General features: G+C 35.9%; 22 protein-coding genes. 10 read left to right on the plus strand and 12 right to left on the minus strand.

From position 1 onward, the window contains the following. Positions 1 to 57: 57 nt before the first annotated feature. From NAT51_RS11020 to NAT51_RS11060, 9 genes are all read right to left on the minus strand, one after another. Complete coding sequence (locus NAT51_RS11020; RefSeq protein WP_250598961.1) at positions 58 to 1,038, minus strand: LuxE/PaaK family acyltransferase; 981 nt, start codon at positions 1,036 to 1,038, stop codon at positions 58 to 60. A gap of 69 nt (positions 1,039 to 1,107) precedes the next feature. Next, a complete protein-coding gene (locus tag NAT51_RS11025; RefSeq protein ID WP_250598962.1) occupies positions 1,108 to 1,482 on the minus strand; it encodes a T9SS type A sorting domain-containing protein in 375 nt (124 codons plus the stop codon). 425 nt (positions 1,483 to 1,907) lie between these two features. Continuing rightward, the gene (locus NAT51_RS11030; protein ID WP_250598963.1) at positions 1,908 to 5,108 is read right to left on the minus strand and encodes a T9SS type A sorting domain-containing protein; all 3,201 of its coding nucleotides are present in this window, start codon (positions 5,106 to 5,108) and stop codon (positions 1,908 to 1,910) included. Between the two features lie 3 nt (positions 5,109 to 5,111). Continuing rightward, positions 5,112 to 5,816, minus strand: a complete 705-nt coding sequence (locus NAT51_RS11035; RefSeq protein WP_250598964.1) for a hypothetical protein — start codon at positions 5,814 to 5,816, stop codon at positions 5,112 to 5,114. Positions 5,817 to 6,303: 487 nt separating this feature from the next. Further along, positions 6,304 to 7,092, minus strand: coding sequence for a T9SS type A sorting domain-containing protein (locus NAT51_RS11040; protein ID WP_250598965.1), 789 nt, complete (start codon positions 7,090 to 7,092; stop codon positions 6,304 to 6,306). A gap of 79 nt (positions 7,093 to 7,171) precedes the next feature. Continuing rightward, positions 7,172 to 8,071: a T9SS type A sorting domain-containing protein gene (locus NAT51_RS11045; RefSeq protein ID WP_250598966.1), complete on the minus strand. Its 900-nt coding sequence runs from the start codon at positions 8,069 to 8,071 to the stop codon at positions 7,172 to 7,174. 105 nt (positions 8,072 to 8,176) lie between these two features. Beyond that, on the minus strand, positions 8,177 to 8,518 hold the full coding sequence (locus tag NAT51_RS11050; RefSeq protein ID WP_250598967.1) for a T9SS type A sorting domain-containing protein: 342 nt from the start codon (positions 8,516 to 8,518) through the stop codon (positions 8,177 to 8,179). A 100-nt stretch (positions 8,519 to 8,618) separates the two neighbouring features. Next, positions 8,619 to 9,773 carry a hypothetical protein gene (locus NAT51_RS11055; protein ID WP_250598968.1) on the minus strand — a complete coding sequence of 385 codons (1,155 nt, stop codon included), beginning with the start codon at positions 9,771 to 9,773 and terminating at the stop codon, positions 8,619 to 8,621. Positions 9,774 to 9,902: 129 nt separating this feature from the next. Continuing rightward, positions 9,903 to 12,728: a TonB-dependent receptor gene (locus NAT51_RS11060; RefSeq protein ID WP_250598969.1), complete on the minus strand. Its 2,826-nt coding sequence runs from the start codon at positions 12,726 to 12,728 to the stop codon at positions 9,903 to 9,905. A gap of 182 nt (positions 12,729 to 12,910) precedes the next feature. On the opposite strand from NAT51_RS11060, the gene NAT51_RS11065 reads away from it, so the two are divergent. The 3 genes from NAT51_RS11065 (at position 12,911) to NAT51_RS11075 (ending at position 15,170) form a co-directional block, all read left to right on the plus strand. Further along, a complete protein-coding gene (locus NAT51_RS11065; RefSeq protein WP_250598970.1) occupies positions 12,911 to 13,594 on the plus strand; it encodes a response regulator transcription factor in 684 nt (227 codons plus the stop codon). Then, a complete protein-coding gene (locus NAT51_RS11070; RefSeq protein WP_250598971.1) occupies positions 13,594 to 14,634 on the plus strand; it encodes a sensor histidine kinase in 1,041 nt (346 codons plus the stop codon). The genes NAT51_RS11065 and NAT51_RS11070 overlap by 1 nt, the downstream gene beginning before the upstream one ends. A gap of 188 nt (positions 14,635 to 14,822) precedes the next feature. Continuing rightward, positions 14,823 to 15,170 carry a toxin-antitoxin system YwqK family antitoxin gene (locus NAT51_RS11075; RefSeq protein ID WP_250598972.1) on the plus strand — a complete coding sequence of 116 codons (348 nt, stop codon included), beginning with the start codon at positions 14,823 to 14,825 and terminating at the stop codon, positions 15,168 to 15,170. Positions 15,171 to 15,221: 51 nt separating this feature from the next. On the opposite strand, the gene NAT51_RS11080 is transcribed toward NAT51_RS11075, so the two are convergent. Both NAT51_RS11080 and NAT51_RS11085 read right to left on the minus strand, forming a co-directional pair. Continuing rightward, positions 15,222 to 16,289 (minus strand): glycosyltransferase, encoded by a 1,068-nt coding sequence (locus tag NAT51_RS11080; protein WP_250598973.1) that lies wholly within the window; start codon positions 16,287 to 16,289, stop codon positions 15,222 to 15,224. Between the two features lie 3 nt (positions 16,290 to 16,292). Continuing rightward, positions 16,293 to 17,117: a UDP-2,3-diacylglucosamine diphosphatase gene (locus tag NAT51_RS11085; RefSeq protein WP_250598974.1), complete on the minus strand. Its 825-nt coding sequence runs from the start codon at positions 17,115 to 17,117 to the stop codon at positions 16,293 to 16,295. Between the two features lie 148 nt (positions 17,118 to 17,265). On the opposite strand from NAT51_RS11085, the gene trmB reads away from it, so the two are divergent. The 7 genes from trmB (at position 17,266) to NAT51_RS11120 (ending at position 22,684) form a co-directional block, all read left to right on the plus strand. Continuing rightward, on the plus strand, positions 17,266 to 17,940 hold the full coding sequence (gene trmB / locus NAT51_RS11090; protein WP_250598975.1) for a tRNA (guanosine(46)-N7)-methyltransferase TrmB: 675 nt from the start codon (positions 17,266 to 17,268) through the stop codon (positions 17,938 to 17,940). Between the two features lie 5 nt (positions 17,941 to 17,945). Then, complete coding sequence (locus tag NAT51_RS11095; protein ID WP_250598976.1) at positions 17,946 to 18,587, plus strand: LysE family transporter; 642 nt, start codon at positions 17,946 to 17,948, stop codon at positions 18,585 to 18,587. Positions 18,588 to 18,596: 9 nt separating this feature from the next. Continuing rightward, positions 18,597 to 18,947, plus strand: coding sequence for an MGMT family protein (locus NAT51_RS11100; protein ID WP_250598977.1), 351 nt, complete (start codon positions 18,597 to 18,599; stop codon positions 18,945 to 18,947). A 9-nt stretch (positions 18,948 to 18,956) separates the two neighbouring features. Further along, positions 18,957 to 19,814, plus strand: coding sequence for a hypothetical protein (locus tag NAT51_RS11105; RefSeq protein ID WP_250598978.1), 858 nt, complete (start codon positions 18,957 to 18,959; stop codon positions 19,812 to 19,814). 148 nt (positions 19,815 to 19,962) lie between these two features. Continuing rightward, positions 19,963 to 21,096 (plus strand): Mrp/NBP35 family ATP-binding protein, encoded by a 1,134-nt coding sequence (locus tag NAT51_RS11110; RefSeq protein WP_250598979.1) that lies wholly within the window; start codon positions 19,963 to 19,965, stop codon positions 21,094 to 21,096. 79 nt (positions 21,097 to 21,175) lie between these two features. Then, entirely contained in the window at positions 21,176 to 21,415 is a 240-nt protein-coding gene (locus tag NAT51_RS11115) for a NifU family protein (RefSeq protein ID WP_250599022.1), read from the plus strand. Between the two features lie 216 nt (positions 21,416 to 21,631). After that, positions 21,632 to 22,684, plus strand: coding sequence for an NAD(P)/FAD-dependent oxidoreductase (locus tag NAT51_RS11120; RefSeq protein WP_250598981.1), 1,053 nt, complete (start codon positions 21,632 to 21,634; stop codon positions 22,682 to 22,684). Between the two features lie 47 nt (positions 22,685 to 22,731). Here the strand turns inward: NAT51_RS11120 and NAT51_RS11125 are convergent, their stop codons facing one another. Then, a complete protein-coding gene (locus NAT51_RS11125) occupies positions 22,732 to 23,604 on the minus strand; it encodes a DMT family transporter (protein WP_250598982.1) in 873 nt (290 codons plus the stop codon). Positions 23,605 to 23,700 lie beyond the last annotated feature (96 nt).

The following is a 23,700-nucleotide window of genomic DNA, read 5'->3' on the forward strand; positions in this document are numbered from 1 at the left end:
GTTAAAACCCTTGCTGAAAAGTGAGGGTTTTATTTTTATATAATGTCTGAAGTAAATTTACATTACCATCAAATTGCATCCGCGTATATCTGAATTGTCGAATCTTCCAAGAATTTCGAATGAATTGTTTCCTGTTATTTTGCCCAAATCCTGTGTTGCTATAAAAGAACAGGAATTGATGTTAGCTAAATCAATAACGTTGACTCCTCCTGTTTTACCTTCTTCAATGTAAGTTAAAGCGTCTTCAGTATCACGTACCAGAATTCTCATCCAGGCCGGACATTCAAATATGCCGTTACCTAACGAATAAGCCTGTGAAAGTAATTCGGTCATGCCGTACTCTGAATGAATTTCGGGAACGCCAAAACCAGAGCATAAGATTTCATGTAATTCTTCTCTGATAATCTCTTTTCGTTTGCCTTTCATGCCTCCAGTTTCCATGATGATGGTGTTTTTGAGCTTAAATTGCTGTTTTTCAATTAAGTCCAATAAGGCATAGGTTACGCCAATAAGAATTACGTTTTGACCATCATTATCCAAACGGATCAATTTTTCAATAAGTTCGTCGTGATTGTGGAGAAAGAAACCGCTCTCAGGATTATTAGATGCTTTGATTAAATCATCCACCATGTAAATTAGCGATGAACCTTCCCGTTCCAGATAGGATGGAAGTAAGGCCAAAACCACATAATCTTCAATATTCCCGTAAAATTGACGGAATGCTAAACGGTAACTGTCTTCGTAAAATTCCAAATCAGTAACATGGTGTCTGCTTGTATTCATTCCGGTTGTTCCGCTGCTTGTGAAAGTGGTTTGGATTGCTTCGGAAGAACTCAGTACATTATGGCTTTTAAAAAACTGAATGGGTAAAAAAGGAATATCTTCAATCCGTTTTACATTGGTTTTGTCTTTCTTTAAGAATGTACAAAAATCCCTGTAAACGTTGTTGTTGTCATATTGAAAACGAAATGCTTTCAGTGTGATTTTTTCGAATTCTTTTTTGGAGCCAATGTGAAATATGTCGGATGTACTAAGCATGGTCCAAAATTAAGCAAAAATTGAAAGCCCTGCAAAATGGCAGGGCTTTCGGGTATATGAAGATCAAAATTAATTGACTGTCAGTTCCTTGATTTCAGTTTTTCCGCCTTCTTTGATTTTGATGGCATAATTTCCTTTTTCAAATTTAGAAAGATAGATTGGTGAACCTACTGTTGTAGTTTTGAACACTCTTTCTCCTTTGAAATTGTAAATTGATACTTTTTTCTGAACGTAATTATCAGAAACTACGTAGATATGTTTCCCCATTTTTTTAGAATCGTAAGAAACAATTTTTAATCCATCAATCTTGCTGCTATTCATTTTGCTTTCTAATGCAGAGACTTTTTTTGCTGCTTTAGGATTTTCAATATCCTTTTGGTTTGTTGTTAAAGCGTTAGCAGAGATTGAAAGTGTAAGTGCTACTAAAAAATAAATCGTTTTCATATTTGATGTTTGTGTTATGTTCTTTGTTATTGATGATGTAAAAGTAGTTACTGCATTTCGTCGATAATAATTTAATCGGTAACTAATCTATTTACTCGACAAAAAGACACATTGTACTGAAAATGATTAGTTTGCAGATTTTTTATCTAACTAATTTTGGTGATGCGGATATGCTGAAATTGATTACAAGTTTAATTACATATAAAAAAATACCGCCTTGTGAAATTAAGACGGTATTTAAGTTGCTTATAATTAGGTTCTTGTGTGTTATTCAGTAGCAAATTTTCGTGGGTAAAATGTTTCTATGAAGCTAATGAGTAGTCATTGATGTGGGAAATTTTATAGAATGGGTTGATTTTGTCGATAATCAAAAAAACGTCAACCGGAAAGGTTGACGTTTTTTGAATAACTATATTATTATATGACTAATTCTTAACTATTTTACGGTTGATGGTTTTATTATCTTCTGTTTCAATTCTAATAATGTAAATGCCGTTCTGATATTTACTCAAATCGATTAATTGTTTTTTATCCTTGAAATTGTTATTACTATAGAAAGATTTACCATCTATTGATATTATTTCGATGTTCTTCATGTATTTGTCTTCAGAAGTAATGGTAATATAGTCGTTGGTTGGGTTGGGATAAATCAAGATTGAACTACCGATGTTATCCTCGTCTTTTTCTCTAATTGCTTTTTTGTTAACGTTTTCCGGACAATCCTCTATTCTGGCTAAAAATGTTGAATTACCATGAATGTAAGTGTTTGGTGCTAAATCGATACTCGTTTGCGCATTGAGTGTAATGTTTTGACCATTTACGTCATAGTTATTATTGCATACTATCCAAGAACTTGTATTGTATGTATGAGCGTAATTGTTTGTTGAAGGTTCTGGATTTGTTAAAGTTAGATTTTCAACACATAAATTGTTTGAACAACTCGGGTCATTTGAATTTAAAACTGTAATAGTAAGACTTGTACTTGTGGCACATTGTCCTGAGTTAGGTGTAAAAGTATAAGTAGTGGTCATGGTATTGTTTAATGGCGGTGACCATGTTCCTGTTATTGCATTAGTTGATGTTGTGGGTAGTGGATTTAATGTTGTGCCGGTGCAGATTGGTGCTGTAGCTGTAAAATTAGGTAATAGTATTGGGTCAACATAAATTGTGTCAGAAATAGTAATCAAACAGTTTTCAGAATTTATATAGGTGTAATTAATTTGATGGAGCCCTGATCCTGCTTGTGATGCATCAAAAGTAAAAGATGAGCCTAAGTTTGTTATTCCGTGTCCACTGAAAATACCATTGCTAGGGCATGAGCTAGTGTAATTCACTAAATTTTGCAGAGTTGAATTTGCGCAAATGTTTGCAGGCAGATTTAAGCCTGCTCCATGCGATGGAATAAGACTTACATTGTCAACAAAATAATAAGGTTGCCTTTGTAAATAAGCTATTGTGCCGCAGCCATTGATTGGAGTTACTGGGATTATGTTTATATCAGGTCCTGCTTGATTAGTTAATACACCAAGGTAAAGGTATTCTTCACCTCCTGTTGAATCGGTTGTAAATTCCAAAGAGACTGTATGCCAGCCATTTGTAATTGTTGAATAGACTGGAGATGTTTTAAGCATTGATTGATTACTGATGGGAATATAGGAGTTTCCAGATTGGAAAATAAATGTTTTGCTTAAGTAGCCCTGAAATTTTACAGCTACATTACTGGTTGATTCAGCTAGTGAAATATCCATATTCAATATGTATTTTGTATTTGGAAGTAATGGAGTTTTTAACTTCGTTCTGATGCTCTCGCTATATCCACTTCGATTGGTCATAACGTACATGCCGGCATATGCCCTGCCATTTCTTTGGTCAGTTTCAAATCCTAAATTATTGCAAGGAACGTTTAGGTTGACACCATTAGGAGCAGGTGTTGTTAAATCACTGTGAAAGTATTCGTTGCTTCCGTAAAGACGTGTCGAGCTCCAACCACATGCTGTATTGTGAAATTGGCTCATACTATTCACTAGAGTTTCATTATGCTGTTCGAAATCACCATTTAAAACCAGATTACAAGTTGATGGTATTGCACAACTACCGTTTTCAATTACATAAACGTAGATGTAAGTTATATTTCCTTTTTTTTCATCTAGATTTACTGGTATATATCTTAATAGATGTAGGCCAGAAACTGTACTGCTGAAGTTAATTGTGGTTGATGCATTGCCTGTTCTTTCAGAGAATGTTGCTGTAGTGTCGTAGACATCTTCAAGACATTCAAATGAAGCTGCGTTGTGGTCATTCAAAATGATGTTTGTAATAGCTATTTGAGTATTTGTATTTCCAATAAATGAAAACGTTCCTGTTGGTGAAATTCCATCATTCACCCCTGCTGTATAACTCCCGGTTGTATTACTTCCGTAATTATTATAACTGTTTAAAACGAAGTTTTCATCTCCATAAATAAAGTTCAAGGTATATCCGATATCAATTAAGGCATTCCGTTCTTCTGGTTTTAAAAAGCGTTTAGTGTATTCATTTCCGGAATTTTGTTTGTTACTCATTGCAAAATAAGTGTCATTGCCATTATTTGGAGGGCTAATGCACAAGTCTTCGAAATGACTGAAGCTACTGCCTTCTTCAAAGCAGTTTGGAGTGTACACTGGAATTGTATTGGTTCCAACAAATTTTAATGCATTTGAACAAATTGTCTGATTTGTTGTACAGTTTGATGCGTTAGCCGTCAATGTGCCTTCGTTATAATCATAATTGTACATTGAAGAACATGAATCTGAATTCGATATTACATACTGGTTATTCAAATTGTCTTTTATGTGAAGGTCGTAACGTGAGTAATATTGGTATCCTAATCCGAAAACTGATTGTCCGTTTTTTTTTATCAAACTATTGAAGCCTAAAACATGTGTAATTTCATGTAAAATGATTGAATATAAATCATATTCTCCTGTTTCTGTGGTTGAAAGCATATTTAAATTCCAGGAAGGGCTATCAAAATTAATTGACATCATGCCGTGGTAGAATTTTCCTGATGATGCCGTAGAGCCATCAGAATCAATTAGAGGTACTGCAGTTGATGTGTAGGAATCTATACCTCCGTGTATAGTTTTGTATACTTCTCCATCGATAATACCACCAAAATTTACTACAGGATTATATGGCATTGTGTAGAATGAGGTTCCTGTGCCCAAAGCATTGCTAGGTGCATTCAAGTTGTCAATGTTTCGTATCCAAAGTCTGACTTTTGTGGTGTTTGTAGGATCTTTGATAGGAGCATCTATGATAAAGTCTGAAATATCTTTTAAGACCCTACAAAGAACTTCTCTGCGTTGGTTATGGATCGGATTGCTGGTGTTTTCCATGCCGGAGTTTGTTTCAAAATACAATTCGAATATGCCCGGATTGCAACTAATGGTAGTTGTTCTGCTTGTGTTGTTGTCTTTTATTTGATCTTTGCCTACTTCTAAATCTTTTAACTCGTATTGATTACCAAAACGATCGAAAACTTTATCAAAATATCCGTTGGGAGTTAATATTATTTTGTCTGATGGGATTTGTGCTTTACCAATAACTCCAGTTATTAGTAATAGAAAAATGATTATTTTTTTCATGTCTTATTTTCTAGCACTGTCTTTCTCAATCAATTTGCTTACTAAAGCTTTTAATTCTTTGATTTCTTTAGCTTGCTTTTCGTTGATTTTATTTTGTTCGATAACATACAATGTTAGTTCTTCAATTTTTTCTTGTTGGATTTTAGACATTTCGCCTAATTCAATGCCATTGTTTTTTACTTCTTCAGCACTTGGGACATTGATTAAATGACCTTTTGTAGCAATGTGATTTTCTACTTCAGTAAGTGTTGGCAATCTATAGTCTTTCTTGAAAACATAATCAGCCCATGTGCTTTGAAGGGTTACACGGACTTGCTCTGTTAAAATACCTCCCTTTACAAAAAGATTGTAATTAGATACATTAACAGTTCCGCTTGTTGAAGGATAATTGCTAAATCCATAGCCAATACCTACTTTGCCATTGAATTTTAATCTGTCATTCGCGAAATCTCCCCAAATAAGAGAGGTTGATGAATCTGTATTGTCTATCATTAATTTGTCATTACCGGTTTCGCGTGATCCGACATTATATCCTATAAAGACATTTCCTGATCCAATTTCTTCACTATCACCGCTTGCATTTGGTCCTGTAAATGCTCCTAGGAAAGTATTTCTACTGCTTCCTGTTGTTGTGCCTGATCCCATACATGACCCAGCTCCGATGTATACATTTCCGATTCCTGTTGTGTTCATTACTCCAGCAGCCATTCCAATAAATACATTGTTTAATCCTGATGTGTTGTTTTGTCCGGCATCTGTCCCTATAAATGAATTAGAAGAGCCTGTGGTGTTTTGTGACCCGGCTCCAGTGCCTATAAAGCTGTTGTTTGATCCGTTGGTGTTATATATACCGCTTTCATGACCAATAAAAGTATTGCTAACTCCTGATTGATTTGTGGTTTTTCCCGACTGGTATCCGTAAAATGTATTCCGTCCGATGCCTGAAGTTGTAGTTCCAGCTTGGGAACCTCCACTAGTGGCTAAGCTGTTTGACTGGACATTTTGTGCATTGCTTAATAATGAATAAACGCTAAAAAAAGTAATTAAAAAAAATGTTTTGTTTTCATGATATCATTTGAGGTTATTTTTATTCAGGATGTTTCAGAGGCAAAAAAAATGTTTGCTATGTGTTAAGTTTGTTAATGAAAAAGCACTAATGATGACTAGTGCTTTTGAAGTTTGCTTTTTGAAAAAGCTATTCAATAACAAATTTTCGTGTAGCCGTTTTTTCTTCTTCAATTATTTTGGCTACATAAACTCCTCTGGACAAACCAGATAGATTAATTGGGCTGTTATTGGTCTTGATTTTTAAAACTATTTTTCCTAAAGTGTCATACAATTCCACTTGTTTTTCTGAAAAACTGTCAGAAGTAACAAATAATGTGCTTTTAGTAGGATTAGGATAAACTTTAAGGCCTGCTATTGTGTTTTTATTATTGTTTAGCGCAGATGTACCAGTAAGTTTGATATCGTCAACTCTAAATCCTATGTTAGATACTGGGTTTTCAAAACGAATTCTTAGGTTTTGAGTTGTTGGAATTGTTCCAGATGGGGTAATGATTTGCCATACTGATGGGCCAGTAGCTCTTGTGTATGTTAGTGGTGTCCAAGTATTACCGTCTTCACTTACAGAGATTGTTAATTCGTTTGTAGAAGCAAGTGTGCCTTTGTAATGACCGAAAGACATAGTAATGTTTGAATAATCCATCGTGTTAATTCCTCCTATTATAATTTCTTTAGCAGGTGAAGTCCCTCCTAAAAATACACAGCCTCCTCCTGAGGCTCCTTGGTAATCAGAAGGGGTTAAGGTTGTAAGTGTTGCGTTTCCGTTAAAAGAAATTGGTGCGGTATTGTTTTGGAAGGTATGAGATGATATTTGTGTTGGGCTTGTGACAGGAGTTCCGAAGTTTTCAGAGAAAATTGTTGTTTGTGAAAATACAGCCGAAGAAACTAAGGCTAAAAAGGTAATGTAAAGGTTTTTCATTATTTATTTTTTAGCCGGCAAAAGTATAAAAAAAGCACTGAGAATATCAGTGCTTTTTAAGAATTTTATTAAAAAATAGTTATTCAATTACGATTTTTCTTGTAGCGGTTTTACCTTCTTCGGTAACTTTTACTACATAAACGCCACTTGTTAAACCAGATAGGTTGATCGGAGCGTTAGTAACTTTAGCTTTTAAAGCAACTTTGCCTAAAACATCATAAAGTTCAATTTGTTTTTCTGCGAAACTGTCAGAAGAAATATATAAGTTGTTTTTTGCTGGGTTAGGGTATACTTTTAAACCTGAGATACTATTGTCAGGATTGCTTAAAGTACAAGGACTTAAAGTAGTAGCTGTGTTTCTTGGAGTAGGAGTGGCAACAGTAAAATCTGCTGAATTGCTGTCTGTGTCTATACAGCCTCCGGTGTTTCTTATTGCAGCTGTTGTATTGGATAATGCACCAGTAGCACCAGCGCCTTCAAAAGCATTAGCAGATCCATATCCTACCTTGTCTATAATGTTGGCTCCAGATGGGTTTGATGTAGTTTCTTGTGTTGTGCTATTTACGAGGATTACTTTTCCGTTAGCTGAAGCCATTGCAATTGCTCCAGTTGCAGCACCGTTACTTCCAAGGGTTCCAGGGTTTGCTCCATTTGCATCAGGTGTTGGTAATGCAGATCCGGTAGCTCCTCCGCCTTGTTGAATAAGAAAATATTGACCAGGTTGTAATGTTACATTAGGAAGAGGTGTCATGAACCAAAAGTTATTTGGTGCAGCAGCAGGTCCAGCTGTTGATGTGTACTGTACTGACCATCCGTTAAGGCTAACTGCAGCTGTTCCACGATTGAATAATTCAATAAAATCATTTGTATATGGTGCTCCGGCATTACCACCACCACCGTAAACTTGGCTAATTACAACTTGTGCATTACTTGTTAATGCAGTGGCTAATAAAGCACCTATAAAGTAAATTTTTTTCATTGTTTTTTATTTTTAATTGGACAACAAATATAATAAGTAATTTCTTTAGGAAAAAAGAATTCAATGTAAATAAAACTTAAAGTTTTATGATTTTTCCAATTTGTTTTATTTGATGATTAACTTCCGTGTAGCACGTTGTTCACCTTCTTTGATTTTGATGATGTAAACTCCCGGCGTTAGAGAAGAAACGTTTAGTTCCTTACTGGAAATTGTGATTTGCATCACGCGTTTACCTAATACGTCAAAAATTTCGATATCCTTTGGTGCAGTGGTTTTTGAAGTAATATACACACGGTCATTGACAACCGGATTGGGATATATGTTTAAATTTTCAAAGGGTTGTTCCTGGATTTTTGAATTCACGGCAGTATCCTTATTTTCCTGGGCGTAAATGCCTGAAGAAAAAAGAAGTAACAAAGATGTAATATAAAAGTATTTTTTTGCCATTGAATCAAATTGAATTGTAAAGATATAAAAAATATTTCAAAAATTATACCAAAAAAAATGCTCCATAATTGGAGCATTTTTTATTGAACTTTTTCAGTGATTATTGTACTAAACTTACACCGTCTACAGTACTCCAGGCACCGCCTGTTAAACTTGCACCTGTTGTAGATGTTGTAGTTGTGTATTGTCCTGTTGGGAAAGCAACCGTGAATGATGCTCCGGCTCCAGTTTGTGGAGTTGATCCGGTAATTTTAACATTAGTCAATTTGATTTTTGAAGCATTCACCTGATTGTTATTTGTTGCTGCATCCTGGATTCTTACCGCTACTGCATTAGCATCGTTATAACCTTCGATTAAAATGTTGCTGAAATCTCCGTTTCCTTCTTTTTTGAATTGGATTGCATCATATTCAACAGATGCATTTTCAGTTAACGTACCTGCCGCTCTTTTTAATGTAATGTTCGTTACTTTTGGCCAGAATGCATTGTTAACTGATTTACATTCAACTTCCATTCCGAAGTTTCCTGTTCCCGTTTGGTATGCATACCAGTTAGAGTTGTCTTGACCTCTCCATCCGTCTTGCCAGTCGAAAGAATCATCCGTGTTTCCGTAGCAGATAATGTTTTTAGCACTTACAGTTCCTCCGTAAAATTCGATTCCGTCATCTGAACCTTTGTAAGCTACTAAGTTTTCTAAAATTGTACCGCTACCTACTGCGTACATTGAGAACGCGTTTAATTCTTTTGTTCCGTCAGCGATTTTTCTTCCTGCGTATTCCACACGTACATATTTTAATGTTCCGCTGTTATCTGCAGCTACAGTTCCGCCGTAAGTTGTGCTTGTTCCGTCTTCAGAAGTAGCAGTAGTTGAAGAAGTTGAAGGAACGATTGGAGCATCTCCGTACATCACAATTCCGCCCCAAGCTCCAGGAGTTTTAGTAACTGAAGTACAAATGATTGGTTCTGCTGCAGTACCAACCATGATTAGTTTTCCACCTTTTTCAACAGTTAAAGTGATTAATCCGTTAGCGTCCTGTGCAGTTAAAACCGAACCTGCTTCGATTGTTAATGTAGCTCCTGATTTTACTCTTACAGAACTTGATAAAGTGTAATTTCCTTTTACATACGTTTTGTTTGTAGTAATATCTCCTGAAATTTCCCCAGTTACCGGTTCAACTGAAGAATCGTCATCACTTGAAGTACAACCTGTAAAAAGTGTAGCTAAAATTGAAAGACTAAAGATTAATTTTTTCATGGTGTTGTCTGTTTTAATTTTTCTGATACAAAACTATTACGCTTGTTTTTTTTAATGGTTATCAGAAAATTATTGAATTGTTATTCTTCTAAATTGTTTTTTAAAGCCAATGTTAAGACTGTTAATTTATTAGAATGTATAACCGATTGTCAATCCGAATCCTGTTCCTTTTTTGTATTGACGTACCGTTAAATCATTTTCATAGATGGTAACTTTGCTGTCATCACCCATAACTCTTTTGAAATTTGGATTTAAGATGTTGTCAATCGATAATTTTGCCTCAAGGTTTTTTGATAACTTACTGGTCCATACGAAATCCAGTTTTTGGAATGGTTTTTCGTAAATGTGGTCTAATCCTGAAGTTCCTACTGCATAAATTCTGTCTCCTGTTACTCCGTATACTAAAGTCATGGTGTTTTTCATGTCTTCATTGAATTCGAATTCATATTTTAAGTCAGAGTTGATTACCCAGTCAGCAGCTCCCTGTAGTTTTCTTGTGTCTGAATTCTCTGCAGGGTTGTTGATTTTGTCTACTTTTACTTTGGTCTTCATTAATGAAGTATTGAACCCGAACGTGAATTTGTCCAAAGCCGGAGCAATACGTTTTAATTGTAACAATAATTCTAATTCAGCTCCGAAAATAGTTGCACTTTTTGAGTTGTCGAAAGTTGTGATTTGTCCGCCGCTGCTCGCACTTTGAACAAATATTCTCTCAATTGGGTTTTGGATTTGTTTTCCGAATACACCCACAGCAAGCATTTCACTTTCTTTTGGGAAGATTTCATATTTCAAATCAAAATTCAGGTTATCAGTGTTTTTCAATGATTTCCAGTTCTGTTCAGCCTGGAATACTGTTCTGGCTAATGGGTAGTTACCTAAAACAACTGTACCATCGGCATTTAAGTACTCAATTGGTAATAACTCCGCAGAAGCCGGTCTTGTGATGGTTTTCGAAGCAGCAAAACGCAGGTTACTTTTGTCGTTCAGGCTGTATTTTGTGTTAACCGATGGTAAGAAGTCGATTTCATCATCTGTTAATTTTGAGAACGGACTGTTAATTCCGTACCCTAAACGTCTGAATTTGATTTCGCGTAATGATTTCTCAATACGGACACCTCCGTTGATTTCCCACTTTTCTCCAAAATTCCAGAATAAATTTGCGTAACCAGCCTGTATGTTTTGGTATAATTTCGATTTGTAATCTTCGTTCGAAGTTTCTGTGAAATTAACGTTTCCGTTTTGTACGGCATTTGATACAACGCCTTCAATGTTGTTTAAGCTCGTTGTGAATTGGGGAAGTGCTGTGGAAATTGGTTTTCCGAATAAGAATCGGTAAGATGAAATTTCCTCATTGCTGAATCCGTTGTAACCTACAGATAATTTGTTGTCTTTACCGTTTTCGGTAGTGTTCAGTTTTATGTTGTATTCCAGCATTCCAGAGAAAAAGCGGTCACCTGAAATGTCTAAATGTTGTCTGATTAAGTTGTTTCCACCGAAGTTTGCCGTAATCTGGTCTTCTCCGCTTAATTCTCCCACGATGAATTTTCTGTCCGGTTGTCCGAATTTTGTTTTTACATATGAAAATCCGCCTTTTAAAGTATGTTTTTTGTCTTCAGTCAAATCGTAGTTACCAATGATTTGGTTGTTCCAGTATTGTGTTTCTTCAAACTGATTCAAACGGATGATCATGTTTGGCTTGTTGGCCTGACTGTTTGTGTAACCAAATTGGTCTTCGATTTTAGACGAAGTGGCTCTTAATAAGAATGAATTGAATCCAATCCCGAAACGGTTTGTTTTATATTTTACGCTCGCTAATCCAGAAACAGTTGTTTTGAAATCATATGAAGTCGTGAATAAATTGTTGTCGTAATTTCCCTGTCCGAAGTTGAAAGTACGCTCAACTCCTTTTCTGATTACATAGGCATTGTCCTGATTAACTGAAACAATATAGTTTAGGTTGTTTTCTCCGACTTTAACTTTGTTGGCATGTAAAAAGCCTAAGCTTGTATTGATCGGACTTGATGATTTGTCTGCATTCCAGTTGCTGTTTTTGCTGTAATCAGCATATTGTGACGGAGTCATCACTACTCCTGAAGGTCTGCTTCCGAAATAACCAGGCAATACTTTGTCATCACCGTTTAATCCCAAAAATCCTTGAGTTGTATTGGCGTCTTCTGAGATTAAGAAATCTTCACCATTGTTGTTTGTTACATAACTGAAACCAGAAGAGATTTTAGTAATGCTGTTTTTAGGTTGTGAAGTTTCGATATTGATGGTTGCGCCGGCAAAGTCACCTGAAATATTTGGGTTGAATGTTTTATAAACATTTAAAACACCTACGATATCTGTCGGGAATAAATCAGTTGGGATGATTTTTTTGAACGGACTATTTGAAGGTGCCTGTAAATCATTTATTAATAAGTTGTTGTAACGATCTTCTAATCCGCGCACGAATAATCCGCGTCCGTCAACTTTAGCGATACCGGTGATTTTAGTTAATCCTTCCTCTACATCGCTTACACCTTTTCTTGACATTTCCTGTGCACCGATACTTTGTTTGATTTCAACTGCTTTTTTCTGTTCTAATAATAAAGCGCTTTCTTTTTCGCGGTTTACAGTAGATTTGATTACTACGTCTTCCAAAGTTACACTTCCGGTACCAATGGTTTCGTTGATGGTTTTGCTTTCGCCTTGTGTTATGCTGAATTGTACTTCTTTAGATTCGTAACCCAGAAAACTGAAAACCACAGTGTGGCTTCCTGCCGGAACTTCTAAAGTGTATTTTCCGTCGATATCCGTCGTTGTGCCAATTGATTTACCTTTGATGGAAACATTTGCAAACGGAAGAGGTTCTCCTTTTAAGTCTTTATCTGATACCACACCAGATATAGTTGTTTTTTGTGCAAAACTTACTAAAGAGAGTAATAAGAACAAAAATGTTAATTTAAGTTTCATTGAGTAGCTGTGTTTAATTTTGGTGCAAAGGAATGTTAGCTACGTAAAGATTGTGTTAATTGGAAGTTACATTTTGGTTTTCATTATGTTTCCTGAATGTTAAGAGATTAAATTTGTGTAATCACAATATTTTCTTTCAAATATTACATACTTTTACATCAAATAACAATCAAGCTCTTTGTATGAAAAAGAAGGATATTAAGATTCTTTTAGTTGATGATGAGGTAGATATCCTGGAAATCGTAGGATACAACTTAACACAAGAAGGTTATCAGATTTTTACGGCTGATAACGGAAAAAAAGCCGTCGAAAAAGCAAAAAAACATCTTCCCCATTTAATTATTATGGATGTCATGATGCCCGAAATGGACGGAATGGAAGCTTGTGAAAATATCAGAAAAATCCCTGAATTAAGCCAAACCATTATTACATTCTTAACGGCACGTAGTGAGGATTATTCGCAGGTTGCCGGATTCGATGCCGGAGCTGATGATTATATTACAAAACCGATCAAACCAAAAGTCTTGGTAAGTAAGGTAAAAGCATTGCTTCGCAGACTTAAAGATGAAGAAACGGCAAGTGATAGTCTGAATGTAGGTGGTATCGAAATTAACCGCGAAGAATATAAAATACATAAGGACGGGGAGGAAATTATCCTGCCAAGAAAAGAATTTGAACTGTTTTATCTATTGGCTTCGAAACCGGGTAAAGTCTTCAAAAGAGAAGAAATTCTAGATAAGGTTTGGGGAAATGAAGTGGTTGTGGGTGGTCGTACCATCGATGTGCATATCCGTAAGCTGAGAGAAAAAATCGGTGAAGAATTATTCAAAACAATTAAAGGAGTTGGGTATAAATTTGAGTTTTAATGAGTATCAATTTTAAGAAGACGTATAAGTTTGCGGTAAAATCGGCACTGTATATTGCGTTGTTTTCTTCAGGATTTGTTACGATACTGACTTACTTCTTTTTTACTGTTAACTGGATTTTCAGTTTAGTGTTTGCTATCTCAATATTTAATTTTTCCTTTTTTGTATTGCAATACCGCGTTGAGCATTTCATTTATAGAAGGGTTAAAAAGATTTATGATGATATTTCCTTTCTGGATTCGACCGAATTCAGGAGCCAGCCCATTACTACCGATATGGCTACTTTGACCAAACAGGTGAAGAAGTTTGCAACCGATAAGAAATTGGAAATCGAAATGCTGAAGGATCGCGAAGAATATCGTCGCGAATTTTTAGGTAATGTTTCCCATGAGTTAAAAACGCCATTGTTTACCGTTCAGGGTTATATTTCTACATTGCTTGACGGTGCTCACAAAGATAAAGTGCTTCGGAAAAAATATTTGGAACGCGCCGAAAAAGGAGTAGAACGTCTCGTGTATATCGTGGAAGACCTGGATATGATTTCAAAACTCGAAATGGGTGACGAAAGTCTTGAAATGGTTGAGTTCGATATGGTAGAATTGGCTCAGAATGTAATGGACTTGCTTGAAATTAAAGCCAATAAAAAAGATATTACCTTGAGTTTTGATTCAAAATATTATAAACCAATTATGGTTTTGGCCGATTATGAAAAAATCCAGCAGGTGATGTTGAATCTGGTCATGAATTCGATTAAATATGGTAAAGAAGGCGGATCAACGGAAATTGGTATAGAAGATCTGACAAACAATAAAGTGATTGTCCGTGTAAGTGATAACGGTGAAGGAATTGAAAAACAAAATATTCCGCGTTTATTTGAACGTTTCTTCAGGGTTGATAAAAGTGGGGCAAGAAGTGAAGGTGGTTCCGGACTCGGATTGTCTATTGTTAAACATATTATTGAAGCACATGATGAAAAAATTTACGTGCAAAGTAAATTTGGTAAAGGGTCAGAATTTTCATTTACTTTAGAGAAAGTGTAATAAAAACATTTTTTAAGATATAAAAATTAAATTTTTAATCGAATTAATGTCAAGTTGTTGAATTTGAGTTAATTCGATTTTTTTATGTTTTTTTTCAATGTTACGAAATTGTTAAGTAAAAGTTTTTTTATTGTAAATTATTTTTTATATTTGATTAAATAATTTATAAATCCTTAAATCGTAGACCTATGAAAAATACATTTTTAGCATGCGCTTTATTAGTATCAGGAATGATGATGGCGCAGGAAGTTGAGCCAAAATACGAAATTGACGGTAATTTAGTGAAAGCTACTTATTATTATGACAATGGGAGTGTAAAGCAGGAAGGTTTTTATAAGGACGGAAAAGTTCATGGTACATGGGTTTCTTATAACGAAAAAGGAATCAAAACTTCGATAGGCGAATTCACAAATGGTAAAAAAACCGGTAAATGGTTTTTCTGGAGTGACGGAGCTTTAAATGAAGTTGATTACAAAGATAGCCGCGTAGCCGTGGTAAACAAATGGGAAAAAGAAACAGTTGCTTATAGAAAATAAGCTGAACTGACCTACTTGATAAAATAAAAAACCGACAATCGTCGGTTTTTTTTATTTGAATACTTCCAGTAAATCCTGCCATTTAATATGGCTTTCAAAACTCCGTAAGCCTTTGTATAGTTCGATTTTATCCAATTTCTTTACTTTGAATTTTTCCTGACTGCAGGATGGAACCAGTCCTTCCTCCTTGAATTTTTTAGCTAAATATTCCTGTTCATATTGTCCAGGAGTCGGGATGAAAAAAGCTTTCTTTTTCAATTTGGCCAAATCCATAACAGTGGTATAGCCGGAACGGCATAAGATCTTTTCACTTTCGTTGAAAGCAACTTCAATCTGTTCTGAATTCATATAATTGTAAAAAGTGAATTGGTTTTGTTTTTGGATGCGCTGTTCTTCTTCAATTTTGCCTTTTACAAAGAGAATTGTACCGTGATAAGATTCCAATTCGGAAATCAGTTTTTCTTCTAACATGGTTCGTTGTGGTTCCGGACCAGAGAGGATAACCATTAGGTCGTATTTCTTTTCAAGGTTCTTTTTATGCAGACGGCTCAACGGGCCGATATATTTTACGTTGGTTTGTTTCTTTTCGGGATGGCCAAGGTTTCCACTTAAATTAGGAAATGTGTCTACATCGGGAACCCAGCATTCGTCAAATTTTTTAATTACCTGATTGTGCAGTTGGGTTGTAAGCCAGGTCGTGTTCCCTGTCATCACGTTCAGCTGGTGGGTGATGAAAACTGATGGAATAGTGTCGCTAACAACGCCCAAACGGTTGTCGGATACAATACCCTGAATATTGTACATCTGGATAATCTGTCTTGTTTTGTTTCTCTCTTTTAAAATCGCGCGAATCATTTTGTGGCTGTTTAGAAACAGCTTTAATTTGAAATTGGCTCCGTTTTTGGCATATTGAATTTGGTAAGAGGGTAATTCAATTGTTTGCAGGTTTGGAAATTCCTTTTGTAAAAGTTCCAAAGCAACTCCGTCTGATGCGATAATCGGATTGAAATCATTATCGATCAAAGCGTTGATTACCGGTATACATCGCGTTGCGTGTCCCAGTCCCCAATTGAGTGGCGCTACAAGGATGTTCTTTTTTTCAGATGCTGTTTTAAACATAAATTATTTTTCAATGATGGAAATGAATTGTTCAACCAAATGGTTTTCGTATTCGAAAGTTTCCTCATATTGTTCAAAAGTAATGCTTTCGGTCTTATGGTCATACAACCTCCATTTTTTCTTATTGTATTCCAAAGCTGTCAGATTTTCGATCCAGTCTCCCGAATTCAGGTAAGTGGTTTCGCCATGCTGGTTTTTAACCTGTTCTATTTTTGGTTCATGAATGTGTCCGCAAATCACATAATCGTATTTTTTTTCAATAGCCAGTTCAATGCAAACGCTTTCAAAATCGGAAATAAATTTTACTGCCGATTTCACACTGGACTTGATTTTTTTGGATAACGAATAAGGTTCCTGGTTCATTTTGATTAATGCCCAATTGATGGCTCTGTTCAGAAGAATCAATGAGTCGTATCCCCATCCACCCAATTTGGCCAGCCATTTGGTGTGTGTTATGGAAGCATCAAAAACGTCACCGTGAAAAATCCAGGCTTTTTTGCCGTCTAAATCCAGCGTCATTTTATTGAGCAGACTGAAATTCCCCAAATGGATATCGGTGAATTTACGCAAAAGTTCATCGTGGTTGCCGGTGAGGTAGTAAACTTTGGTTCCTTTTGAACTTAATGAAATGATTTTTTTTAAAACTTTCAGGTGCGTGGGAGGGAAATAGGATTTTCTAAATTGCCAGATGTCAATGATATCTCCATTCAAAATCAGAATCTTTGGTTTGATTGCCGATAAGTAATCCAGTAATTCTTTGGCATGACACCCGTAGGTTCCTAAATGAACATCAGAAATGACAACGACTTCTACTTTTCTCTTTTTCAAAGTTTTTTATTTCAAATTAACTCAAGATATGTTGCAGGAATGTTACTGAGATGTTATAAAATGGTTTCGGGCTTTAATTTTTTGTGTCTAAACAACTTTGGTTTTCAAAAACAATATAAATGCCTACTTTTGCCAAAAATTTATAGCAGTGGGAAGTAAGAATAAGTTAAAGAGATTTAAAGAAAACGAAACATTCACAAATGTATTTCAGCCAACAAGAGAGGAAGTGGTTTCAAACAGTTTTGCTTTAAAAGGAAAGTGGAATGCTGATTTTTTTAAAAATGACAATCCGATTGTTTTGGAATTAGGTTGCGGAAAAGGTGAGTATACCATCGGTCTTGCCGAAAGTAATCCTAATATAAATTTTGTCGGTATTGATGTTAAAGGTGCACGTTTCTGGCGTGGTGCCAAAACTTCAGTTGAAAGCGGAATGGCTCACGTTGCATTTGTGCGTACGCAAATCGAACTGATCGATTATGTTTTTGCCGAGAACGAAATCAGCGAAATCTGGATTACATTCCCGGATCCGCAAATTAAATATAAGCGAACCAAACACCGTATGACCAATTCAGAATTCCTGCAATTGTACAAAAAGATTTTAAAACCGGACGGAGTCATGAATCTTAAAACCGATTCTGAATTCATGCATGGTTATACTCTGGGATTATTGCATGGGGAAGGTCACGAAGTATTATATGCTAACCACAATGTGTATAAAAACGAAGGCGCTCCCGAAGCAGTAACTTCAATCCAGACATTTTACGAAAAACAATATTTGGAAATTAACAAGGCAATTACGTATATTCGATTTAAAATTAAATAGCATTTATGGCTTATATCCTGCCGCTTCTTTTTGGGTTTGCTGTCTCAGTAATAGGAATTCTTCCTCCGGGATTAATTAATATGACAGCAGCCAGAATTAGTCTTCAGGATGGAAGAAACAGAGCCATGATGTTTACAGCGGGTGCTGTTTTGATTATTTTCTTCCAGACTTATCTAGCCTTAATTTTCGCAAGGTATATTGATGCTCATCAGAACGTGGTTATTCTGCTCAGGGAAATCGGATTCGGTATTTTTGCATTGGTAACCGTTTATTTTCTGTTTATTGCCAAAAAGCCAAAAGGTAAAATCAAGGAAGATCTTAAAATTAAAAGCAAAAAGAGCCGGTTTTTTCTTGGAATGCTGATTTCGGCTATTAACTTTTTTCCGATACCTTACTACGTGTTTGTTAGTGTGACGCTGGCTTCTTTCGGGTATTTTAATTTTGAACCGGCTTCTGTTTACAGTTTTGTGCTGGGCGTGGTTTTAGGTTCGTTTTTAGTGTTTTATACTTACATTGCTTTCTTTAATAAAATACAGCATAAAACCGAATTCATAATGAAAAACATGAACATCATAATTGGTTCCATAACCGGAGTGATTTCTGTTTTTACCCTGTACAATATCCTGAAATACTATTTTAAATTCTAAAAGTACGCTGTGGCCAAATCCAAATTCAATCCGGACAACGATAATTTCTTCGAAAGAGTGTATGAAATTGCACGTCAGATTCCGGAAGGTAGAGTTACTTCGTATGGCGCCATTGCCAAAGTTTTGGGAGCAGCCCGTTCGGCAAGGATGGTAGGTTGGGCGATGAATGCGTCACACAATATGGAAGATGTACCAGCGCACCGTGTTGTAAACCGTAATGGTGTCCTCACGGGTAAACATCATTTTGACGGAACTAGCCTAATGCAACAATTGCTCGAAAGTGAAGGTGTTGAGGTGGTTGATAACCAAATTGTTGATTTTGAAAAATATTTTTGGCAGCCCAACGTTAGAGAAGAATAACTTCTGTTAATGAAAAAACTACATATACTCTTAATAATAGTTACGGTATTTGCATCTTGTTCTGATAAGAAGAAAAATGCTTTTCCCCGGCTGACCGGTTTTGAAACAGATAGTATTGTTTTTGTAAACAGTAAAGAAATGTTGCAGAACGAGTCTCCAATCATTGCAGCCAATTTTAGTAACGATGTTTCGATCTTTAAAATGTTCAAAGGGTATTTTGAATATGATAAAGAGACAAAAATGTATAAGGGAATTAAGGGTGCTTTTTTTTTAAAAGAGAGAGATCTGAGTATTTTTATAGATACGACTTATGAATTTACCTCCAAAGGATTGCGATTTAAAAACGTGCTGTTTTCTGTTAATAAAAAGATGTTAGCAGATAGTGTACATAATAAGTTTTATCGGAATAAGGTTGGGTTTTTTGAGGGGTATAAGTTGGAGCAACGCAATGTTTTGGCTTATCCAGTTCTGTTTTTCAATAATTCTTCAAAAAGTATTCCGTTTGGCGATACAAGTCTCTATGTTAGTGTTATTCAGGAAGCAAAAGATTTTGATGGTAAGTGGAAGCCAATTGAGTTTTCTTATACGATTGGTTCTTGTATACCTCCTCTAGATCTTTTGTTGCAACCAAAGCATTATTCTGCTGCCTCGATAATAAAATATGATGGAGACTTCAAAACGAAAATCAGGGTAAAATATTCAGATGGTCAAAATTTTTTTTATTCGAATGAAATCAATGGAAAGATCAATCGTTCTCAATTTAATCAGAAAGATTTGATGAAGTTTGTTGAAGATAGAAAACCGGGAGAATTATCTTTTTACGGTTCACAGCGATTAAAGTTGATGTTACTGGAAAAAGCGGATTAGTTTTTTGTTAAAAGCCTCTCATCAGTATTCTCTATCTGATTATAACAAAACTTTAAACCCTCAAACTTTCAAACTTTTAAACTTCTGACTATCTTTGCAATCTAAAATCAGTTTAAATAAACATAGCTGAAACAGAATTACCAAAGAAATGAAATTAGACAGAAAAGAGATCCTTAAAGCTTTAGAAACCATTTCAATAGCTGGTGAAGGAAAAAATATGGTCGAAAGTGGTGCGGTTCAAAACGTAATTACTTTCGGTGATGAGGTTGTGGTTGATTTAGTATTGTCAACACCGGCCATGCACATCAAAAAAAGAGCAGAAGACGATATCCGCAAATTAATCCACGATACTTTTTCGGCTGATACCAAAGTAAAAGTCAATATCAAAGTGGAAGTTCCTGAAAAATCGAATGAAATTAAAGGAAAAGCCATTCCGGGAATAAGCAACATTATTGCGGTTGCTTCTGGTAAAGGTGGTGTTGGTAAATCTACCGTTACTGCTAATTTAGCAGTGACTTTAGCTAAAATGGGATTCAAGGTTGGAGTTTTGGATGCTGATATTTACGGACCGTCAATGCCAATCATGTTCGACGTAGAGAATGAAAAACCTATTTCAATCGAAGTAGACGGAAAATCAAAAATGAAACCGATTGAGAGTTTCGAAATCAAATTGCTTTCCATCGGATTCTTTACTGCGCCAAGTCAGGCGGTAATCTGGCGAGGACCAATGGCTGCCAAAGCGTTGAATCAAATGATCTTTGATGCTGCTTGGGGAGAATTGGATTTCATGTTAATCGATCTGCCTCCGGGAACCGGCGATATCCACTTGTCAATCATGCAGTCGTTGCCTATTACGGGAGCTGTAGTGGTAAGTACGCCACAGGCTGTTGCACTTGCCGATGCTAAAAAAGGAGTTTCGATGTTCATGTCGGAAAGCATCAATGTTCCGGTTCTGGGAATTATTGAAAATATGGCTTATTTTACTCCGGAAGAATTACCGGAAAACAAATATTACATTTTCGGAAAAGAAGGTGCTAAAAACCTTTCAGAAGATTTACAGGTACCGTTCCTGGGTGAGGTGCCATTGGTACAAAGCATCCGAGAAGCTGGTGATTACGGTCGTCCGGCTGCCTTGCAAACCGCTTCTCCATTGGAAGGGATTTTCGAGAATATTGCGCGTAACGTAGTGCAGGAAGTAGTGAACAGAAACGAAAATTTACCGGCTACCGAAGCGATAAAAATAACAACTATGGCAGGTTGTTCTGCCGTGAATAAAAAATAGATTGCCGGATTAATTTAAACTTTCCTGAAATGAAAGTCTAAAAGTCTAAAAGTCTAAGATGTCTAAAAATCTAAAGAAGATGACAAAAGAAGAATTAACACTTAATATCGAAAAAGCGCTAGAGGAAATACGTCCGTTTTTGAATTCTGACGGTGGAGATATCACTTTGGTTTCCATCGAAGATGAAAAACATGTGAAAGTGCGTCTTGAGGGTGCGTGTACAAGTTGTAGTTTGAGTATCAGCACTTTAAAGGCTGGGGTGGAAACAACCATCAAAAAGTATGCGCCACAAATTGAAACGGTGGTAAACGTAGCTTAATATTTTCCTGAATCTATCGGATTATGGCGTTCGTATTATCCTGCTTTTCAGTGCAGCAGGACAATACGGCGGGCTTTCCGCACTCGCTTTTTGTCTGATCCTGACGGATTACAGACAAAAGAGCTCAGACAATTGCTGCAATCCCTAACGCGATGCCATTCTGTACGGAATACTTATAACCTTGGTTGCATGGCGACCTAGTAATTTTTTTGAAAAATGATTGAAACCGATATACTTATCATTGGTGCCGGCCCAACAGGGCTTTTTACAGTATTTGAAGCCGGTCTTTTGAAATTAAAATGTCATATTATTGACGGTCTGCCACAACCTGGCGGGCAATTAACTGAATTATATCCGAAAAAGCCCATTTTTGATATTCCGGGTTTTCCTTCTGTTTTAGCAGGAGATCTTGTGGATAACCTGATGGAACAAATCAAACAGTTTCAGCCGGGATTCACTTTGAATGAGGTCGCAGAGAAAATTCAAAAACTGGATGACGGGACTTTTATTGTAACTACAAATAAAGGTACTGAACATCATACAAAAGCTGTTGCTATTGCAGGTGGTTTGGGTAGTTTTGAGCCAAGAAAGCCAATTATTGAAGATATTGAATTCTACGAAGACAAAGGGGTTGAGTATTTTGTAAAAGATCCGGAATTGTTTCGTGATAAGAAAATTGTAATTGCAGGTGGCGGTGATTCCGCTTTGGACTGGAGTATCTTTTTAGCTGATGTTGCTTCGGAAGTAACCTTGATTCACCGTAGAAACGAATTTCGTGGTGCTTTGGATTCAGTTGAAAAAGTGCAGGAATTAAAGCATGCCGGGAAAATACATTTGATTACACCTGCAGAAGTTGTCGGACTTAACGGTGCTGAGCATCTGGAATCTATCGATATTGATGAAAATGGTGCGCACCGTAACATAAAAACGGATTATTTCATACCGCTTTTTGGTTTGACTCCTAAATTAGGTCCAATTGCACATTGGGGGCTTGAGATTGAGAAAAATGCGATTAAAGTAAATAATGCTTTGGATTATCAGACTAATATCGAAGGTATTTATGCAATTGGAGATGTAAATACATATCCGGGGAAACTTAAATTAATTCTTTGCGGTTTCCACGAAGCAACATTAATGTGTCAGAGTGTTTATAATAAATTGAACCCGGGCAAAAAGTATGTGTTGAAGTATACTACGGTTTCAGGAATTGATGGTTTTGACGGTTCACGAAAAGAAGCGGAAAAAGCAGTTGTAAAAGCAATCGATTAATGATTTATATACAAACAAAAATCCCATAGTAACACTATGGGATTTTTTTATGCTTTGTTTTTGCTGGCGAGATAAACACCGCTTAGAATAATCAATGATCCGAGAAACTGGAGCGGACTTAATCGTTCTCCGTCCAATAATCCCCATGCCATGGCTACCAATGGGATAAAGTAGGTAACTGATGATGCAAATAACGGTGATGTGATGTGGATTAATTGGAAATACAAAATATTAGCAACTCCTGTCCCCAACATTCCTAACACTATAATAAAAAGTGTGGCATGCTTGACTTCCGGTTGCAAAGCAATTTGCGGATAACCACTAATAAATAGAATCACTATGGCTGGAATTAATAAAAAGGTGAAATTTCCGGTTGTGATGCTTAACGGGCTAACATCTGAAAGGTATTTCCGGATCAGATTTACGTTTAAAGCATAACATAGGGTTGCAATGACAACCAAAAAGGCATAAAAATAATTGGTTTCACCATTTCCTGAATTTCCGCCAATGACAAGCATCAAGCAACCGGTTAATCCTAATAAAACACCGAATATCTGATTTCTCATGAAGGTTAATCCAAAAAGTAAAATCCCTAAAAGTAAAGTGTATAATGGTGTCAATGAATTTAAAATTCCGCTGACTGAACTTTTAATGCCGGTTTGAGCGTATGCAAACAGAAAAACAGGAAATCCGGTCCCGAATAAGGCTGTTATGGCAATGTATTTCCATTTGAATAACGGAATTTTGAAAAGACTTTTAAATCCGATTACCAATAAAAAGAGTGAAGCAAATATAATCCGTAAGGCTCCTAACTGGAACGGATTTAAACCAACTAACCCTCGTTTGATAAGTATAAATGAGCTTCCCCAAATCAATGAAAGAAGTATCAGTAAGAACCATTTGTTGTTTTTAGAAAACATAGTTTGTGATTTGATTTCCCAAAATTCTGTTATTTTTATGACAATCAAATTACTTTTTCGATAATTTTGCCTTATCGCATTATAAACAATTAAAAT

Origin of the sequence: Flavobacterium amniphilum (genome assembly GCF_023634845.1) — a bacterium.
GTDB lineage: Bacteria > Bacteroidota > Bacteroidia > Flavobacteriales > Flavobacteriaceae > Flavobacterium > Flavobacterium amniphilum.

What these genes read in the sequence shown, in the direction of transcription:
- NAT51_RS11105 (WP_250598978.1), top strand. Translation starts at nt 18,957, where the DNA reads ATGAAAAAACTACATATACTCTTAATAATAGTTACGGTATTTGCATCT.
- NAT51_RS11080 (WP_250598973.1), bottom strand. Translation starts at nt 16,289, where the DNA reads ATGTTTAAAACAGCATCTGAAAAAAAGAACATCCTTGTAGCGCCACTC.
- NAT51_RS11055 (WP_250598968.1), bottom strand. Translation starts at nt 9,773, where the DNA reads ATGAAAAAATTAATCTTTAGTCTTTCAATTTTAGCTACACTTTTTACA.
- NAT51_RS11065 (WP_250598970.1), top strand. Translation starts at nt 12,911, where the DNA reads ATGAAAAAGAAGGATATTAAGATTCTTTTAGTTGATGATGAGGTAGAT.
- NAT51_RS11025 (WP_250598962.1), bottom strand. Translation starts at nt 1,482, where the DNA reads ATGAAAACGATTTATTTTTTAGTAGCACTTACACTTTCAATCTCTGCT.
- NAT51_RS11120 (WP_250598981.1), top strand. Translation starts at nt 21,632, where the DNA reads ATGATTGAAACCGATATACTTATCATTGGTGCCGGCCCAACAGGGCTT.
- NAT51_RS11075 (WP_250598972.1), top strand. Translation starts at nt 14,823, where the DNA reads ATGAAAAATACATTTTTAGCATGCGCTTTATTAGTATCAGGAATGATG.
- NAT51_RS11070 (WP_250598971.1), top strand. Translation starts at nt 13,594, where the DNA reads ATGAGTATCAATTTTAAGAAGACGTATAAGTTTGCGGTAAAATCGGCA.
- NAT51_RS11110 (WP_250598979.1), top strand. Translation starts at nt 19,963, where the DNA reads ATGAAATTAGACAGAAAAGAGATCCTTAAAGCTTTAGAAACCATTTCA.
- NAT51_RS11060 (WP_250598969.1), bottom strand. Translation starts at nt 12,728, where the DNA reads ATGAAACTTAAATTAACATTTTTGTTCTTATTACTCTCTTTAGTAAGT.
- NAT51_RS11095 (WP_250598976.1), top strand. Translation starts at nt 17,946, where the DNA reads ATGGCTTATATCCTGCCGCTTCTTTTTGGGTTTGCTGTCTCAGTAATA.
- NAT51_RS11020 (WP_250598961.1), bottom strand. Translation starts at nt 1,038, where the DNA reads ATGCTTAGTACATCCGACATATTTCACATTGGCTCCAAAAAAGAATTC.
- NAT51_RS11040 (WP_250598965.1), bottom strand. Translation starts at nt 7,092, where the DNA reads ATGAAAAACCTTTACATTACCTTTTTAGCCTTAGTTTCTTCGGCTGTA.
- NAT51_RS11050 (WP_250598967.1), bottom strand. Translation starts at nt 8,518, where the DNA reads ATGGCAAAAAAATACTTTTATATTACATCTTTGTTACTTCTTTTTTCT.
- NAT51_RS11045 (WP_250598966.1), bottom strand. Translation starts at nt 8,071, where the DNA reads ATGAAAAAAATTTACTTTATAGGTGCTTTATTAGCCACTGCATTAACA.
- NAT51_RS11125 (WP_250598982.1), bottom strand. Translation starts at nt 23,604, where the DNA reads ATGTTTTCTAAAAACAACAAATGGTTCTTACTGATACTTCTTTCATTG.
- NAT51_RS11115 (WP_250599022.1), top strand. Translation starts at nt 21,176, where the DNA reads ATGACAAAAGAAGAATTAACACTTAATATCGAAAAAGCGCTAGAGGAA.
- NAT51_RS11035 (WP_250598964.1), bottom strand. Translation starts at nt 5,816, where the DNA reads ATGGCTGCTGGAGTAATGAACACAACAGGAATCGGAAATGTATACATC.
- NAT51_RS11030 (WP_250598963.1), bottom strand. Translation starts at nt 5,108, where the DNA reads ATGAAAAAAATAATCATTTTTCTATTACTAATAACTGGAGTTATTGGT.